Here is a 16,650-nt window from a genome sequence, read left to right on the forward strand (position 1 = left end):
CGTCGCATGGGGGGCGGTTTCTCCTGGAGCTCGGCGCGCGCCGGGGCGTGGCGCGGCCTGATCGTGCTGCATCGCTACCTCGGCGTCGCGGTCGGTCTCGTCATGACGGTCTGGTGCCTGTCAGGCTTCGTGATGATGTACAGCGGCTATCCGCGCCTGACCGAGGCCGAGCGCCTGCGCGGCCTTTCGCCCCTGCGGTTCGACGGCTGCTGCGCCGCCGTTCCGACGCTGGCCGCGCCCCCGCGCGACTTCCGCGTCGAGATGCTGGCGGGACGGCCGGTGCTGCGGCAGGACGGGGTCGGCGGCCGCACCGTCGTCGACCTGCGCGCCGGAACGCCGGTCACGGGCGTTTCCGCCCCCGAGGCGCGGGCCGTCGCCGAGGCCTTCGTGCGGGGCCAGGGGGTCGCGGCGGCGGCCGGCCCGCCCCGGCTGATCGACCAGGATCAGTGGACCGTGCAAGGCGCCGCCCGCCGGGGCCCGGTGTGGCGCGTGGCCTTCGACGATCCGGCGGCGCGACAGGTCTATGTGGCCCGCGCCACCGGCGAGGTGGTGCAGTGGACGACGCGGTCGAAGCGTTTCTGGGGCTGGCTCGGCGCGGTGCCGCACTGGCTCTATCCCACCCTGCTCAGGCAGGACGGCGCGCTGTGGAGCGAGGTGGTGATCTGGACCTCGACCGTCGGGGTGTTCCTCACCGCCACCGGCCTCTATGTCGGCGCGGCGAGGCTGAAGCGCTATCGCAGCGGACGCTGGTCGCCCTATCGGGGCTGGTTCTTCTGGCACCACATGACCGGGCTGGCCTTCGGCGTCCTGACCCTGGCCTGGGTGACGTCCGGCCTGCTGACCATGGGGCCCTGGGGCCTGCTGGACAGCGAGGCCGGCCTGAACGAGCGGGCGGCGCTGGCCGGCCGGATCGATCCGGCGGCGGCGGCCGGCCTGATCGCCGCCCTTCCCGGACTGCCGGCGGGACCGGCCGTGGCGCTCAAGGCCGCGCCGCTCGACGGCCGGCTGTTCGTGACGGCGCATGACGGCCGCCGCCCGGCTGTCCGACTGGACGGCCTCGGCCGCCCCGCGCCCCTCGCCGCCGCCGAGCTGGACCAGGCCATTCGCGCCCGCATCGACCCGCAGGCCGGCGCCATCGTGCTGATGACCGCCCCGGACGACTACAACTATGACGGCTACGACCGTCCGGCCGACCTGCCGGCCTATCGGGTCGCGCTGCGCGATCCCCAGGCGACGACGCTCTATCTCGACCCGGCCTCCGGCGCGGTGGTGCGGGCGGTCGACAGGACCGAGCGCCTGTCGCGCTGGACCCGCACGGCGCTACACGACTGGGACTTCCCGGCGTTGAAGAAGGGGGTGCTGTGGGACATCGTCGTCCTGCCCCTGCTGGCTGGGGTCACGGCGGTCTGCGCGTTGGGGGCGTGGCTGGGCTGGCGGCGGATCGTCCGCGACGCGGCGTCGATCCGCTCACGGGCCGGCGGCGGCAGGCGCCCTGGCTGACACGGGGAACCGCAAGTTGTACAGCAGCGGTCGGAGCCCCGACGTCCGGGCTCCGCCGAGGGGGATCGCATGTCTGACCAAGGCGGGCCGTGGGGACGCGAGCCCTCGGAGCCGAAGCCGGCGCCGCGCGCGGCGCGGCCGCGGGTCGGCCTCTGGCTGCTGCTGCTCGCCGCGCTCGCCGGGCTGGTCGTCGCCCTGATCGTCGCCTTTCCGCAGGCCCTGCGCACCCAGGACGACTGGGCGATGCTGGTCTACCGCCTGGGATTCATCGCCCTGGTCTCGGCGGGCCTTCTGAGGGTCCGCGGCGCGCTGGGGCGACACCTGCTCCACATCGCCGTCTGGGTCGCCGTCGCGGCCGTCCTGGCGCTGGGCTACGCCTACAGGGACGTGCTGGCCGAGGCGCCCCGCCGCCTGCAGTTCGCCTTCAATCCTGGCGAGCCCGTGGCCGTCGGCGAACACGAACTGGTCGTCCCGCAGGACGACGACGGAGCCTTCGTGTTGACCGCCAGGGTGAACGGTCAGCCGGTCCGCTTCCTGGTCGACACCGGCGCCACCGACACCGTGCTCAGCCCCGACGACGCCCGCCGGCTGGGGCTGGCGCCGGAGAGCCTGCGCTACGTGCACGAGGCCGAGACCGCCAACGGCAAGGGCTACGGCGCGCCCTACGTCGCCCGCAGCCTGGAGGTCGGGCCGCTGCGGTTCGCCGATTTCGGCATGGTGGTGAACCAGGCGCCGATGAGCGGCTCGCTTCTCGGCCTCAGCTTTCTCAACCGGCTCGAATCCTTCGAGGTCCGCCAGCGCAGGCTGATCCTGAAATGGCGCGACGGCGCCGACGGGACCGGCCGCTAGGAGGCCTCGCCGCTCCCCGTCGCGAAACCGGTCAGCGCCTGCATGTAGAGCTCGCTGGCGGCGTAGCGCTCGGCCCTCGGCACCTGCTCGTCGAGCGCGTAGTAGCCGACCTGGTGGTAGTAGGTGATGCGGGCCCGGACGTCGGCCTCCTCGGGCCGCCAGCCGGCGTCGCGGAACAGGGCGGCCAGGACCGCCAGCCGCTCGGCGTCGACCGCCTTGACCACCGCCGCGACCTCGGGCTCGGTCCGCGCCCAGGCGCGCACGGCCATGTCGTAGGCGGGCGAGAAGTCGACCTCGTCGATCAGCACCCGCATGAACGCGCGGAACCGCTCGATCGGCGGGCCTTCGCCGGCCAGGGGCGCGACCATGGCCAGGCCGTTGCGCTCGCGCCAATCCTCGACCAGGGCGTCGAGCAGCGCCTTGTGATCCTCGAACCGCCAGTAGAACCCGCCGCGCGTGACGCCTAAAGCCTTGGCGAGGCGGTCGATCTTCACGGCCTGGATTCCCTCCGCGACCAGCAGGCGGCGCGCGGCCGCCACCCACTCGCCGCGTTCGAGACCGCCGCCCTCGGCGCGCTCGGCGAAGCGGCGGCGGCGTTCCGAGCTGGAGTTGGAGGTTTCGGTCATGGCGGTCCCTGACGTGACGGCCGCGCCGCGGCCGCTGCGCGTTAACTCGATGTGATACGCGGCCGGCCACGCCGAAGAAAGCCGCTTGACGAGGATCGGAGCCAGCACGATACAGTACTGTATTCCTCCGTTCCAGCGAGTTCCCGATGACCCAATATTCCGCCGGACGGCTGTTCATCGAGGGGCTGCGCGGGCAGACCGGATGGCGTCCGGCGTGGCGTTCGCCCGAACCGAAGAAGCGTTACGACGCGGTGATCGTCGGCGGCGGCGGGCACGGGCTGGCCACGGCCTACTACCTGGCCAAGAACCACGGCCTCACCGAGGTGGCGGTGCTGGAGCGCGGCTGGCTGGGCGGCGGCAACACCGGCCGCAACACCACGGTGATCCGCTCGAACTACTACTATCCGCAGAGCGCGCGGCTCTACGACTTCTCGCTCAAGCTCTACGAGGGCCTGTCGCGGGAGCTGAACTACAACATCATGTTCAGCCAGCGCGGCATGATCACCGTCGCCCACAGCCGGCACGATCTGGAGATCGCCGAACGCTGGGCCGGCGCCGTGCGGCTGAACGGCGTCGACGCCGAGATGATCTCGCCGCAGGAGATCAAGCGGCGCGTCCCCCTGCTCGACATCTCGGCCGGCGCCCGATTCCCGGTCTGGGGCGGGTTCGTGCAGCCCAGGGCCGGCACGGCGCGGCACGACGCCGTCGCCTGGGGCTACGCGCGGGCGGCGAGCGGCCTCGGCGTCGACATCATCCAGAACTGCGAGGTCGTCGGCTTCCTCAAGAACGAACGCGGCCGGGTGACGGGCGTCCGCACCAGCCGCGGCGACATCGCCGCCAACCGCGTGGGGCTGGCCGCCGCCGGCCATTCGACGGTGCTGGCCGACCTCGCCGGCTTCAGCCTGCCGATCACCAGCTACGCCCTGCAGGCCTTCGTCTCCGAACCGCTGAAGCCCGTGCTCGACACGGTGATGCTGTCGCTGGCCACAGGGGTCTATCTGAGCCAGTCCAACAAGGGCGGCCTGGTCGTCGGCGGCCCGCTGGACCCCTACGCCTCGTACGGGCAGCGCGGGAACCTTCCGGTCTGGGCCCACACCCTCGGCGCCGTGGCCGAACAGATGCCGGCGCTCGGCCGGGTCCGCCTGCTGCGCCAATGGGCCGGAATCGTCGACGTCGCCCCGGATTCCAGCCCCATCCTCGGCGAGACCCCGACGCCGGGCGTGCTGGTCAACTGCGGCTGGGGAACCGGCGGCTTCAAGGCCATACCGGCCGGCGGAACCCTGTTCGCCCATCACCTGGCGACGGGGCGCCCCCACCCTCTCGCCGAACCCTTCTCGCTGGAGCGGTTCGCCGCCGGCGCCCTGATCGACGAGGCCGCGGCCTCGGGCATCGCTCACTAAGGCCCGTCCTTCATGCTGCTGATCCCCTGCCCCTGGTGCGGCCCCCGCGACGAGACCGAGTTCCGCTGCGGCGGCCAGAGCCACATCCAGCGCCCCGAACCCTATGGCGCGGTCGGAGACCAGGCCTGGTCCGACTACCTGTTCACCCGCGCCAATCCCAAGGGGGCCGGGCGCGAGCGCTGGGTGCACGCCTTCGGCTGCCGCCAATGGTTCAACCTCGTCCGCGACACCCGCACCCACGAGATCGCGGCGGTCTATCCGATGGGAGCGCCCCCCGCCGAGATCGCGGCGGAGACCGGCCGATGAGCGGGAGCAGGCTCGCCGAGGGCGGCTCGGCCATCGACCGGAGCCGGCCGCTGCGCTTCACTTTCGACGGGCGCGCCCATACGGGCTTCGCCGGCGACACCCTGGCCTCGGCGCTGCTGGCCGCCGGCGTCTCCGTCGTCGGCCGGTCGTTCAAATACCACCGGCCGCGCGGCCTGCTCGCCGCCGGGGTCGAGGAGCCCAACGCCCTGGTCCGGCTGGAAGACGGACCGCGTACGGACGTCAACCTGCGCGCCACCGAGATCGAGCTGTACGACGGCCTGGCCGCCGCGCCCGTGAATTGCTGGCCCAGCGCCCGCTTCGACGTCGGCGCGATCAACGCCGCGATCAGCCGCTTCATCCCGGCCGGCTTCTACTACAAGACCTTCATGTGGCCGGACTGGCGCTGGTTCGAGCCGCCGATCCGGCGGGCGGCCGGCCTGGGGCGCATATCGACCTCGCCCGATCCCGACCGCTATGACGAACGGCACGCCCATTGCGACCTTCTTGTGGTCGGCGGCGGGCCGGCGGGACTGGCCGCCGCGCTCGCCGCCAGCCGTCGCGGCGAGCGGGTGGTCCTGGCCGAGCAGGACCCGGCGCTGGGCGGCGCGGCGCTATGGCGCGCGGCGACGATCGACGGCCTGGAAGGCGCGGCCTGGGTCGCCCGGGCGCAGGCCGAGCTGGACGCCGCCCCCGAGACCACGGCCCTCGTCCGGGCCACGGCGATCGGCTGTTTCGACCACAACAGCGTCGCGGTCCTGGAGCGCCTCGTCGACCGGCGCGACCGGGATGCGCGCCGCCCGAGGCTGCGGCTGTGGCGCGTGCGCGCCCGTCGGATCGTGCTGGCGACCGGCGCCATCGAGCGGCCGCTGGTGTTTCCCGGCAACGACCGCCCGGGCGTGATGCTGGCCTCGGCCGTCCAACAGAATCTCGAGCGTTGGGCGGCGCTGGCCGGCGAGGCGGCGGTGATCTTCACCGACAACGACAGCGCCTACGCCGCCGCCCACGCCCTGGTCGGGGCCGGCGCCCAGGTGGTCGCCCTGCTCGACCGCCGCCCGGCCCCGCCCAAGCCGCTGGTCGAGGCCGCCGAAGCGCGCGGCGTCAGGGTCCTGCCGGGGACCGAGGTGACCGCGACGCACGGCGCCCCGGCGCTGTCGGCGGTGACGGCGCGGACGCGGGACGGCGCGACCTTCAAACTCCAGGCCGACCTGCTGGCGATGTCCGGCGGCTGGAACCCCGCCGTCCACCTGTTCTCCCAGACCGGCGGCGCGCTGGCCTGGGACGCCGCACAAGCCCTGTTCAAGCCCTCCGCCATGGTCCGGGGATACGATGTCGTCGGCGCGGCCGACGCCAGGTTCGACCTCGGCGGCGCGCTCGAACAGGGATGGCGGGCCGGCGGGGGCCACGGCGCCCCGCCGGCCGCATCCGGCGAGGCCCGTCCCTGGACCTTCTCCGCCATCGGCCGCGTGGCCGCCCCCGGCAAGGCGTTCCTCGATTTCCAGAACGACGTCACCGTCGACGACCTCGCCCTGGCCCGGCGCGAGTCCTTCGTCTCGGTCGAGCACCTGAAACGCTACACCACGCTGGGCATGGCCCCCGACCAGGGCAAGACCTCGAACGTCAACGCCCTGGCGCTGATGGCGGAGCTGACCGGGCGCGGCGTGGCCCAGACCGGGACCACGCGGTTTCGCCCGCCGTACACTCCGGCGGCCTTCGGCGCGTTCGGCGGCCGGATGCGCGGCGAGCTCTTCCGGCCGCGCCGCCGCCTGCCGGCCCACGACCGCCACATCGAGGCCGGGGCCGTGTTCGAGGAATACGGCGGCTGGCTGCGCCCGGCCTGCTACGCCCACGCCGGCGCGACCCCGTCCGAGGCCGTGCGGGAGGAAGCCCTGGCCGTGCGGCGCGGGGTCGGCCTGTTCGACGCCTCCCCGCTCGGTAAGATCGAGGTGGCGGGCCCCGACGCCGCCGAGTTCCTCGACCGCGTCTACGCCAACGCCATGTCGACGCTGAAGGTCGGCCGGGCGCGCTACGGGCTGATGCTCAACGAACTCGGCGTGGTCATCGACGACGGCGTCACGGCGCGGCTTGCCGAGGACCGCTTCCTGGTGGGCGCCACCGGCGCGGGGGCCGCCCGCATCGCCGCCTGGCTGGAGGAGTGGCTGCAATGCGAGTGGCCGCATCTCGACGTGCTGGTCGCCCCGGTCACCACCAGCCTGGCCGTCCTGACGCTCAGCGGCCCGAAGGCCCGCGCCGTGCTCGAGGCGGCCGGCGTCGACATCCCCGTCGACGCGGCGGCCTTCCCCCACATGGCGTTCCGCGACGGGCGGGTCGCGGGGACGCCGGCGCGCATCTTCCGCGTCAGCTTCACCGGCGAGGTCTCTTACGAGATCAACGTTGCGGCCGACCGCGCGGGCGAGCTCTGGGACCGCCTGCTCGCCGCCGGGCGGCCCCACGGCGTTCGTCCGGTTGGGATCGACGCCTGGATGCTGCTGCGCACCGAGAAGGGCTATCTGCACGTCGGCGCGGACACCGACGGCGGCACCGCCCCCGGCGACGTGGGCTGGGGCCACGTGCTCAAGCGGACGCACGATTTCATCGGCCGCCGCTCGCTGACCCGGCCGGCCAACCTGCGCGAGGACCGATTGCAGTTCGTCGGGCTGGAGGTGGTGGGCTCAAGCGCGCCCCTGACCATCGGCGGCCACCTCAAGGGCGCGGGCGGCGACGAGCCGAGCGACGGCTATGTCACCTCGTCCGGCTTCAGCCCCGTTCTGGGCCGGGGGGTGGCGCTGGGCATGGTCCGCGGCGGACGCGACCGCCTGGGCGAGGAACTTATGGTGGCGTCCGGCCCTGAGCGGGGCGCGCGCGTCCGCGTCACCGCACCGGGCGCCTACGATCCGACGGGAGAGCGTCTGAATGGCTGACCCTAGCGCCGTGGCGCACGCCCCTGGACTGTCGATCGCCGAAAGCCCGGTCGCGGTCAGCCTGCTGCGCGTGCGCTCGCCCGATACGGGCCTGACGACCGCGCTCGGCGACGCCTTCGGCCTGGAATGGCCGACGCGGCCCAACACCGTCGGCGAGGGGCGCGTCCGCGCGGCCTGGCTCGCGCCCGGCGAGTGGGCGCTGTTCGACGCCGCCGAGGTCCTGGCGGCGCCCGTGACGGCGGCGCTCGGCGAGCGGCTGCATCACCTTTCCGACGTGTCGGCCGGCCGCCGGCTGTGGCGGGTCGAAGGCGAGCGGGCGCGCGAGCTGCTGGCCAAGGGCTGCGGCCTCGACATTCACCCGCGGAGCTTCCCGCCCGGCAGTTGCGCCCAGACCGTGCTGGCCCAGGTCGCGATCCTGCTGATCGCGCCCGGCGGCGACGGAGCCTTCTCGATCATCGCCGACGCCACCCTGGCCGCCCACCTGCGGCTCTGGTTCGCCGAGGCCGTACAGGAATTCATCGCATGACCCTCGCCGCACCGCCCTCGCCCGCCGCGCCCTCCTACGTGCTGATCGTCCGCTGCCCCGACACCAGGGGCGTGGTCGCGGCGGTGTCCGGCTATCTGGCGGACCAGGGCTGCTCGATCACCGAATCCAGCCATTACAACGACGCCGCCACCGGGCGCTTCTTCATGCGCACCGTGTTCGTGCGCGAGGGCGCCGAGCCGCTGCTGGCGCTGGAGCCGTTCAAGGCCGGCTTCGCGGCGGTGGCGGACCGCTTCGACATCCAATGGTCGCTGCACGACCTGTCGGTCCGTCCGCGCGTGCTGATCGCGGTCTCCAAGTTCGGGCATTGCCTGTTCGACCTGCTGCATCGCTGGCGCTCGGGCTTGTTGCCGGTCGACATCATGGCCGTGGTGTCGAACCACGACGACATGCGCTCGTTCGTCGAGTGGAGCGGCGTGCCCTATCATCACCTGCCCGTCGACAAGGCCGACAAGGCGGCCCAGGAGGCGCGCCTGCTCGAACTGGTCGAGCGGCTCGACATCGAACTGGTCGTCCTCGCCCGCTACATGCAGATCCTGTCGCCGGCCCTGTGCGAGGCGCTGTCGGGACGGTGCATCAACATCCACCACTCCTTCCTGCCCAGCTTCAAGGGCGCGACGCCCTATCACCAGGCTCACGCCCGCGGGGTGAAGATCATCGGGGCCACCGCCCATTACGTGACCACCGATCTCGACGAGGGCCCGATCATCGAACAGGGGGTCGAACGGGTGAGCCACGCCCACACGCCGGCCAACCTCGTCGGCATCGGCCGCGACATCGAATGCACGGTGCTGGCCCGCGCCGTCTCCTGGCACATCGAGCATCGGCTGGCGGTCAACGGCCAGCGCACCATAGTGTTCAGCTGAGACAGCGCCCCGCGAAAGGCGCGCCGTAAGAGACAAAAATATTGCAAATTTGGAAAATCATGAAAAAAATTATCGGAACCTACGGGTGCGGGGGAGAAGCGCAATGGATACAAAATGGATCGAGGACTTCCTGAGCCTCGCCGAGACCAAGAGCTTCACGCGGTCGTCGGAACTGCGCTTCACGACCCAGTCGGCGTTCAGCCGCCGCATCAAGGCCCTGGAGACCTGGGCCGGCGCCCAGCTGTTCGACCGCAGCCTCCAGCCCGTGGCCCTCACCGAGGCCGGCGAGGTGTTCCGCGACCACGCCGAGGATCTGATGCGCCGGCTGCGGACCACCCGCGAAACCGTGATGCGGCAGTCGTCCCTGCAACAGGGCACGGTGTCGATCACCGCGCCGCACAGCCTGGCCACCGAATTCTTCCCCCCCTGGCTCAAGCGGATCAGCGAGAAGATCGGGCCGGTGAACACCCGGCTGCTGCCGTGCAGCTTTCCCGAAGGCGTGGCCCTGATGACCGACCGCGGCTGCGAATTCATGCTGACCTATTGCAAGGACGACGCCTTGGTCGATCTCGGTCCAGGCGACTACGCCAGCTGCCTGATCGGCGCCGACGCCCTGGTCCCGCTGAGCGCTCCCGCCGAGGGCGGCGGCCCTCGCCACCGGGCGGACGCCCTTCGGCCCGCGCCGTTCCTGGGCTATGCGGCGACCTCGCGGTTCAGCGGCGCGGTCCAGGCGCTGCTCGACGCCCATGACGAGATCGAGGTGGAATCGCCGCCGACCTTCACCTCGCCCTACGCCAACATCCTGAGATCGATGGTGCTTCACGGGTACGGCTTCGCGTGGCTGCTGGAGAACGAGACCCGGGCCGAAGTCCAGGCCGGCGAACTGGTCCGGGCTGGACCGGCCGACTGGGACATCCCGCTCGAAATCCGGCTGTTCCGCCCGCGCAAGCCGATCTCGCGGGTCGGCGAAGAGGTCTGGAACGCCGCCGTCGCCCTCAGTCTCGGCCAAGGGGACGAGCGGCGGGCCTGAGCCCCTCCCCGGCTTTCGCCGAGGCTCACCAGATCCGCACCCGTTCGCCCGGATCGAGGAACAGCGACCGCCCCGACTTGACGTCGAAGCTGTCGTACCAGGCGTCGACATTGGGCACGACGCCGTTCACCCGGAACTGTCGCGGGGAATGCGGGTCGCTGACGATCCGGCGGCGCAGCGAATCCTCGCGCTGCTTGCCCCGCCAGGCCTGGGCGTAGCCCAGGAAGAAACGCTGGTCGCCGGTCAGGCCGTCCACCACCGGCGCGGGCGCCCCCTTCAGCGAGACGTGGTAGGCGTCGAGCGCCAGCAGCACCCCGCCAAGGTCGGCGATGTTCTCGCCCAGGGTCAGTTGACCGTTCAGGCGCACGCCCGGCAGCGCCACGTAGGACGAATACTGCTTGGACAGCCTGGCGGCGCGGGCCTCGAAAGCGGCCGCGTCCTCGGCGGTCCACCAGTCGGCCAGCCGCCCGTCGCCGTCGTACTTGCGCCCCTCGTCGTCGAAGCCGTGGGTGAGCTCGTGGCCGATGACCGCGCCGATCGCGCCGTAATTGACCGCCGGGTCGGCCTCCGGGTCGAACAGCGGCGGCTGCAGGATGCCGGCCGGGAACACCACCTCGTTGAGGATCGGGTCGCTATAGGCGTTGAAGGTCTGCGGCGTCAGGGTCCACTCGCCGCGGTCCACCGGCTTGTCGAGCAGCCCCACGGCGAACCGCCATTCGAACGCCGCCGCCCGCCTGACGTCGCCATAGAGGTCGTCTCGGCGGATGACCAGGGACCGATAATCGCGCGGGCGGTCCGGATAGCCGACATAGACCGCCGTCTTGGACAGCTTCTCCAGGGCCCGCGCCTTGGTGGTCGGCGACATCCAGTCCAGCCGCTCGATGCGGGCCTTGAACGCCGCCTTCAGATCGTCGGCCAGGGCCTGGATGCGCTGCTTGGCGACCGGCGGGAAATACCGGGCGGCGACCGCGCAGGTCGCCCAGGGGTTCCTCAGCCGAACCGGCTCGGGCTCAGCGCCGCCGGGTCGAGGCCGAAGGCGTCCATCTCGCTGGGCGGGCCGGCGTTGAGGATCGACATGGCCACGAACCGGCCCAGCGCCGGCGCGGTCTGCACGCCATAGCCGCCCTGCCCCACCGACCAGAACAGGCCCGCGACGTCCGGATCGGGTCCGGCCACGATGGTCCGGTCGGGCGCGAAGGTCCTGAGGCCGGCCCAGCTGCGCCTGACCCGCGACACCTCGATGGTTGTCGCGGTCTGCAGGCGGTCGGCGGCGACAGCGATGTCGTATTCGTCGGCGTAGGCGTCGTGCGGCGCCACCGGGGTTTCGTCGGCCGGCGAGCACAGCAGCCGCCCGGCCTCCGGCTTGAAATAGAAGCTCTCGTCGATGTCCATCACGATCGGCCAGCGGGAGACGTCCCGCCCTTCGGGCGCATCGACGATGATCGCGGTGCGCCGCAACGGATTGAGGCCGACCGGCCGCGCGCCGCAGCGGGCGGCGACCAGGTCGCCCCAGGCTCCGGCGGCGTTGATCAGCCAGCCGCAGGACAGCGTCCTGTCCGCCGCCCGCAGCCGCCAGGCCGACCCGACGCGTTGCGCGGCCTGCAGCTCGGCCTCGAAATAGATCTCGCCGCCCCGCCGCCGCAGCCCGCGAAGATAGCCCTGGAGCAGCGCGTCGACGTCGATCTCCAACGCTTTCGGATCGTAGAGGCTGCCGGAGGCGAACTCGGGACGCAGCACCGGCGCCCGCGCCATCGCCGTCTCGGCGTCGTCGCGGACATAGGCCGTGCCCTGCTCCGAGAGCGTGGCGGCCAGGGCGTCGACAGCCTCGGCCCGGCCGGGGGCGGCGATGAACAGGATGCCCCGGTCGCTGACCAGCGGCGTCGGCGCGAAGCCCTCCGGCGGGTTGGTGTAGAAATCGAAGCTCGCCCGGGTCAGCGCCCGGGCGGAGGCGTCGCCGTAACCCTCGATATAGCTCGCCGCCGACCGGCCGGTGCTGTGATAGCCGGCGTGCGCCTCGCGCTCCAGCAAGGCCACCCTGCCGTGGGCGGACAGCGACCAGGCGATCGACGCGCCGGCCACGCCGCCGCCGATGACGACGAAATCGAAAACCGAGTCAGACACGGCTGGAGACTCCCTTGAGACGGCGGCCCCAGCCGCTCACACCCAGACTTGGCGCGCCACGCGCCAAAGATTGCCGCCGAGGACGCCGCGCACATCGTCCTCGGCGTAGCCGCGACGCAGCAGCTCTTCGGTCACCTCGGGCAGGCGCTCGGGCGCCATGAACGCGATGTCCTGCTGGTACCCCCCCTCGGGCGGCCACAGCGCCGCGCTCTGGGCGATGATCCCGCCCAGGCCTTCCTGGTCGAACACGTAGTCCAGCCCCACGCCGACGTGCGCGGCGCCGACACGCTGGACCACATGGTCGATATGGTCGACGAAGGTCTTCACGCTGGCGTCGTTGGCACCCAGGAAGATGCCGATGCCGTTGATGCAGACCACGCCGCCGATACGCGCGCACGCGTCGACGAGCTCGTCGGGGATGTTGCGCGGATGGTCCCTCAGCGCCCTTGGGTTCGAATGCGAGAACACCACCGGCTTGTCGGTGTTGTTCATCACGTCCATCGCCGTGCGATAGCCGGTGTGGGTGCAGCACTTGAGCATGCCGACCCGGTCCATCTCCTCGACCACGCGGCGGCCGAAGGGGGTCAGGCCGCCGTCGACCGCGTCATGGCAACCCGAACCCACATTGTTGGCGATGTTGTAGACCATCGCCATCCAGCGGACGCCGAGCTCGTAGTAGAGTTCGATCAGGCTGAGGTTGTCGCCGATGGAGAACGCCCCCTCGACGTCGAAGAAGATGGCCAGCTTGCCGGCGGCCTTGGCCTCCAGGATCGCCGCGGCCGTCCCGACCAGGACGTAGCGGTCGGGATGCTGCTTCACGTGCGCGCGCAGCCTGGCGACGTTGTGGATCAGCTCTTCCAGCGGAACGTGGCTGTCGCCGATGTTGACGCCCGCCACGTCGACCCCGGCGCGCCGGTAGCGGTCGAGGTCGTCGAGCCAGCGGTCCGGCGCCTCCATCGGCAGGCATCCGTGATTGTCCCAGACCAGCGCGTTCGCGTGAAGGTCGGCGGGGCCCGTCCGGCTCGCGCGATCAAGAGCATCCATGGATCCATTCCCCAAAAACCGAAGGTCAGTGGTCAAGTTCTAGATCCGCCCAATGCGAAAATACATTCTTGTATCGTCATGCGACGACCATCCCGGCGGCCTCAGGACAGATCGAGCGTCTGGACCGACCCTTCGGCCTGCGCCCGCTCCAGCGCCAGGGCGCAGATCGCCAGGTCCTGCAGCGCGACGCCGGAACTGTCGTAGATGGTGATCTCTTCATCGCCGCAGCGCCCGGGCAGCCGTCCCGAGATCAGACCGCCGATGGGCTGGACGCCGCCGGCCAGCGCGGCGGGCAGCCGCTGGAATTCCCCGATGACGATCGACTGGGTCGGCAGGTCGGCCCACAGCGACGCGCCGAGCAGCAGGGCCGGGTCGAGTTCCTGCTTGCCGACGCCGTCGGCGCCCATCGCCGAGAGGTGCGTCCCGGGACGCACGTCCCCGGCCGCGAACAGGGCGCTCCGCGAAGCGGTCGCTGTCGAGACGATGTCGGCGCGGGCCAGGGCCGGCCGCAGGTCCGACGCCTGGGCGGGCAGTCCCGCCGTCCGCAGGCGGGCGGCCAGAGCCTCGGCCGCGCTCGCCTCGCGCGCCCAGACCAGCACCTGCTCCAGCTTGCGCACTTCGGCGACGGCCAGGGCGTCCCAATAGGCCTGATGCCCAGCGCCGACCACCGCCAGGACGGAGGCGTCCTTCCGGGCCAGATGCTTCACCGCCACCGCGTCCGAGGCGGCCGTGCGCAGAGCGGTCAGGTGCGTCGCCGCGACCAGGGCGCGCGGCGCGCCGGTGTCGTCGTCGAGCAGCAGGGTCGTCGAGGCGTGGTTGCCCAGTCCCCTTTCGACGTTGCGGGGCCAGTAGGACCCGACCTTCAGTCCCGGCGTCCGGCGCTCGCCGTCATAGCCGAGCTTGGCGCCGAACCGGGTGGCGGGATCGCTGCCATGCCCGGCGACGAACGGAAACAGACGCGACTCGCCGCGGTCCAGCGAAGCGAACGCGGATTCCATCAGGGCGATGGCGTCCTTGAGCGTGACCAGCCGCGCGGCGACGGTTTCACTGACGGCCAGGATCATGCAGACGCCTCTTGTTGGATCGTGACGGGATCGGGACCGGCGTCCCGGCAGAAGGAATGGTCGATCAGCCGCGCGGGCCGGTCGAACAGCAACAGGATCGACGAGGCCCCGCCGGCCAGGATGGCCAGCAGCAGGAAGAACAGCTCGTGGCCGATCACGCCCCACAGCGTGCCGATGACCCCGGCGAGCAGGTTGCCGAGGAAGGAGGCGAAGAACCAGAGGGCGATGGTCGTCGCCCCCATCCCGGCCGGCGCCAGCCGCCCGAACAGGCCGAGCCCCACCGGCAGGATGAACAGCTCGGCCGTGGTGAACACCAGGATGAACAGCGCCGCCCATATCCAGCTGACGCGGGCGCCGTCGGCCAGGGCGCAGATGCCGGCCAGCAGCAGGAAGGCCACGGCCATCAGGGCGGCGCCGGTCACCATCTTCGTCAACGGCGACAGGTCGCGCTTGCGCGCGGCCGCGCGCGTCCACCACGTCACCAGGATCGGCGTCAGCAGCAGCACCAGCAGCGGGTCGAACGACTGGAACCAGGTCGCCGGAATGGCCAGCTCGCCCAGGCCGACGCGGCGGTCGACCGCCTGGTCGATCCACAGGGCCAGGGTGTTGCCGCCCTGGCCGTAGGGGATGCGGAACACCACCACCGCCGCCGCGATGCCGCCCAGCAGCAGGAACCGGCGCAGCAGCCCCTCGGGCGGACGGTCGCCTCCGGCGCCGGCCCCCAGGCGCTCGGCCCTGGACGGCTCGGGAGGAAGGTGCCGGCGGCCCAGGATGTAGACGCCGAGGCCGATCATCATGCCGATCCCGGCCGCGCCGAACCCCCAGTGCCAGCCATAGAGCTCACCGAGCGTGCCGCAGATCAGCGGCGCCAGGAACGCGCCCAGGTTTATGCCGACATAGTAGACGCTGTAGGCCGAGCCGGTGCGGGGATCGCCCGGCGGATAGAGCCCTTTGATCTGGCTCGGCAGGCTGGGCAGGAAGAAGCCGTTGCCCAGCGCGATCACCGCCAGCGCCGGATAGAGCAGCGCCTCGGACGCCATCATGAAATGGCCGACCGCCATGATCGACCCGCCGAGGATCACCGCCTTGCGCCGGCCCAGCCAGCGGTCCGAAATCGCGCCGCCGAAGATGGGCGTGAAATAGACGAACGCCGTATAGAGGCCGTAGACCATGGACGCTTGCTGCTGGCTCATCAGCAGCTGCTTGGTCATGTAATAGACCAGCAGCGCCCGCATCCCGTAGAACGAGAAGATCTCCCACATCTCGGTCAGGAAAAGGACCATCAGTCCTTTCGGATGACCGAACCAGGCCCTATCGCCCGACCGGGCGGCTAGGCGCTCAGACATGCATCCACCAGGCGCTCGAACTCGGCCCCGCCGCGGATCGGGTCGGCGCAGGGCAGGCCGAGGCGGACGCCCTCGTCATGAAGCACGGCGGCGGCCTCGGTCGGCGACAGCCGGGCGGTGTTGAGGCTGATCCCCGCGCAGCGAACCGCCGGATTGGTGCGGCGCGCCATCAGCAGATGGGTCTCGATCGCCTCGGCGAGGCTGGGGACGGCGAAGTCCGGATAGCCCGACATCCGGTCGCGGCCGACCTTGTGGCAGACGACGATGACGTCCGGCTGGCTGCCGTGCAGCAGGCCCAGCGACACCCCGGCGTAGGCCGGATGGAAAAGCGACCCCTGCCCCTCGATGACGTCCCAATGGTCGGCGGCGGCGTCGGGCGAGAGGCTCTCGGCGGCGCCGGCGACGAAATCGGCGACCACCGCGTCCATCGGCAGGCCCGAGCCGGCGATCAGTATGCCCGTCTGTCCCGTCGCCCTGAAGTCGGCGTCGAGGCCGCGCGCGGCGAAGGCCCGCGCCAGGGCCAGGGCCGTATACTTCTTGCCGAGGGCGCAATCGGTGCCGACGGTCAACAGGCGCTTGCCGGACCGCTTGCGGCCGGTGCCGACCGGCAGGCCCGCCGGCGGCCGGCGCACGTCGATCAGCCGGCGCCCGAGCCGGGCCGCCGCGCTGCGCAGCACGGGAATGTCGCCGAGGGCGGCGTGCATGCCGCTGACGATGTCCAGCCCGGCCTCCAGCGCCTGGACCAGCGCCGGAATCCAGGCGTCCGAAAGACCGCCGCCATCCACGGCGACGCCGATCACCAGGGCGCGCGCGCCCTGGGCCTGGGCCTCTTCGGGCGACAGGACCGGCAGGCCCAGGGTCACCTTGCAGTCGGGCAAGGCGAATTCGCCGAGCACGCGGTCCGCAGCCCAGTCGCGCAGGCCGAACGCCGTCTTGGCGTCCGACGGCGTCTGCGCGTCGGCCAGGAAGAGCAGATAAGGATACGGCAGGACCAGGCTCACGACGTCGCTCCACGAACTCTCGACGGGACAGGCCC

The 16,650-nt window shown here is 71.7% G+C and carries 15 protein-coding genes; 8 read left to right on the forward strand and 7 right to left on the reverse strand.

Going from position 1 to position 16,650, the window contains the following annotated elements; genetic code table 11:
* Window positions 1-6 precede the first annotated feature (6 nt).
* Together C5708_RS15695 and C5708_RS15700 are read left to right on the forward strand one after the other, a co-directional pair.
* Window positions 7-1,500, forward strand: a complete 1,494-nt coding sequence (locus C5708_RS15695) for a PepSY domain-containing protein (RefSeq protein ID WP_242922585.1) — start codon at window positions 7-9, stop codon at window positions 1,498-1,500.
* Window positions 1,501-1,569: 69 nt separating this feature from the next.
* Complete coding sequence (locus C5708_RS15700) at window positions 1,570-2,349, forward strand: TIGR02281 family clan AA aspartic protease (RefSeq protein WP_242922587.1); 780 nt, start codon at window positions 1,570-1,572, stop codon at window positions 2,347-2,349.
* Here the strand turns inward: C5708_RS15700 and C5708_RS15705 are convergent.
* On the reverse strand, window positions 2,346-2,975 hold the full coding sequence (locus tag C5708_RS15705; protein WP_242922589.1) for a TetR/AcrR family transcriptional regulator: 630 nt from the start codon (window positions 2,973-2,975) through the stop codon (window positions 2,346-2,348). The genes C5708_RS15700 and C5708_RS15705 overlap by 4 nt on opposite strands.
* A gap of 146 nt (window positions 2,976-3,121) precedes the next feature.
* Between C5708_RS15705 and C5708_RS15710 the strand changes: the two genes are divergently transcribed.
* From C5708_RS15710 to C5708_RS15735, 6 genes are all read left to right on the forward strand, one after another.
* Window positions 3,122-4,375: a sarcosine oxidase subunit beta family protein gene (locus C5708_RS15710; RefSeq protein WP_242922591.1), complete on the forward strand. Its 1,254-nt coding sequence runs from the start codon at window positions 3,122-3,124 to the stop codon at window positions 4,373-4,375.
* 12 nt (window positions 4,376-4,387) lie between these two features.
* Window positions 4,388-4,681, forward strand: a complete 294-nt coding sequence (locus tag C5708_RS15715) for a sarcosine oxidase subunit delta (protein ID WP_242922592.1) — start codon at window positions 4,388-4,390, stop codon at window positions 4,679-4,681.
* The gene (locus C5708_RS15720) at window positions 4,678-7,599 is read left to right on the forward strand and encodes a sarcosine oxidase subunit alpha family protein (protein WP_242922593.1); all 2,922 of its coding nucleotides are present in this window, start codon (window positions 4,678-4,680) and stop codon (window positions 7,597-7,599) included. Before C5708_RS15715 ends, C5708_RS15720 begins: the two co-directional genes overlap by 4 nt.
* The gene (locus C5708_RS15725) at window positions 7,592-8,125 is read left to right on the forward strand and encodes a sarcosine oxidase subunit gamma family protein (RefSeq protein ID WP_242922594.1); all 534 of its coding nucleotides are present in this window, start codon (window positions 7,592-7,594) and stop codon (window positions 8,123-8,125) included. The genes C5708_RS15720 and C5708_RS15725 overlap by 8 nt, the downstream gene beginning before the upstream one ends.
* The gene (gene purU / locus C5708_RS15730; RefSeq protein ID WP_242922595.1) at window positions 8,122-9,009 is read left to right on the forward strand and encodes a formyltetrahydrofolate deformylase; all 888 of its coding nucleotides are present in this window, start codon (window positions 8,122-8,124) and stop codon (window positions 9,007-9,009) included. The genes C5708_RS15725 and purU overlap by 4 nt, the downstream gene beginning before the upstream one ends.
* Window positions 9,010-9,112: 103 nt before the next feature.
* Entirely contained in the window at window positions 9,113-10,039 is a 927-nt protein-coding gene (locus C5708_RS15735; RefSeq protein WP_242922596.1) for a LysR family transcriptional regulator, read from the forward strand.
* Window positions 10,040-10,064: 25 nt separating this feature from the next.
* On the opposite strand, the gene C5708_RS15740 is transcribed toward C5708_RS15735, so the two are convergent.
* The 6 genes from C5708_RS15740 to C5708_RS15765 all read right to left on the reverse strand — a co-directional run bounded on the left by C5708_RS15740 (window position 10,065) and on the right by C5708_RS15765 (window position 16,615).
* Window positions 10,065-11,033 carry a M13-type metalloendopeptidase gene (locus C5708_RS15740; RefSeq protein WP_242922652.1) on the reverse strand — a complete coding sequence of 323 codons (969 nt, stop codon included), beginning with the start codon at window positions 11,031-11,033 and terminating at the stop codon, window positions 10,065-10,067.
* Window positions 11,030-12,160 (reverse strand): FAD-dependent oxidoreductase, encoded by a 1,131-nt coding sequence (locus C5708_RS15745; protein ID WP_242922597.1) that lies wholly within the window; start codon window positions 12,158-12,160, stop codon window positions 11,030-11,032. Before C5708_RS15745 ends, C5708_RS15740 begins: the two co-directional genes overlap by 4 nt.
* A gap of 36 nt (window positions 12,161-12,196) precedes the next feature.
* Window positions 12,197-13,204 carry a membrane dipeptidase gene (locus C5708_RS15750; RefSeq protein WP_278254004.1) on the reverse strand — a complete coding sequence of 336 codons (1,008 nt, stop codon included), beginning with the start codon at window positions 13,202-13,204 and terminating at the stop codon, window positions 12,197-12,199.
* Between the two features lie 101 nt (window positions 13,205-13,305).
* A complete protein-coding gene (locus C5708_RS15755) occupies window positions 13,306-14,268 on the reverse strand; it encodes an ornithine cyclodeaminase family protein (protein WP_242922600.1) in 963 nt (320 codons plus the stop codon).
* Entirely contained in the window at window positions 14,265-15,614 is a 1,350-nt protein-coding gene (locus C5708_RS15760; protein ID WP_278254005.1) for a peptide MFS transporter, read from the reverse strand. Before C5708_RS15760 ends, C5708_RS15755 begins: the two co-directional genes overlap by 4 nt.
* Window positions 15,599-16,615, reverse strand: a complete 1,017-nt coding sequence (locus C5708_RS15765) for a DUF1611 domain-containing protein (RefSeq protein ID WP_242922603.1) — start codon at window positions 16,613-16,615, stop codon at window positions 15,599-15,601. The genes C5708_RS15760 and C5708_RS15765 overlap by 16 nt, the downstream gene beginning before the upstream one ends.
* Window positions 16,616-16,650 lie beyond the last annotated feature (35 nt).

Source organism: Caulobacter sp. CCUG 60055 (assembly GCF_022750545.1).
In the GTDB taxonomy this organism is placed as follows: Bacteria; Pseudomonadota; Alphaproteobacteria; order Caulobacterales; family Caulobacteraceae; genus PUIC01.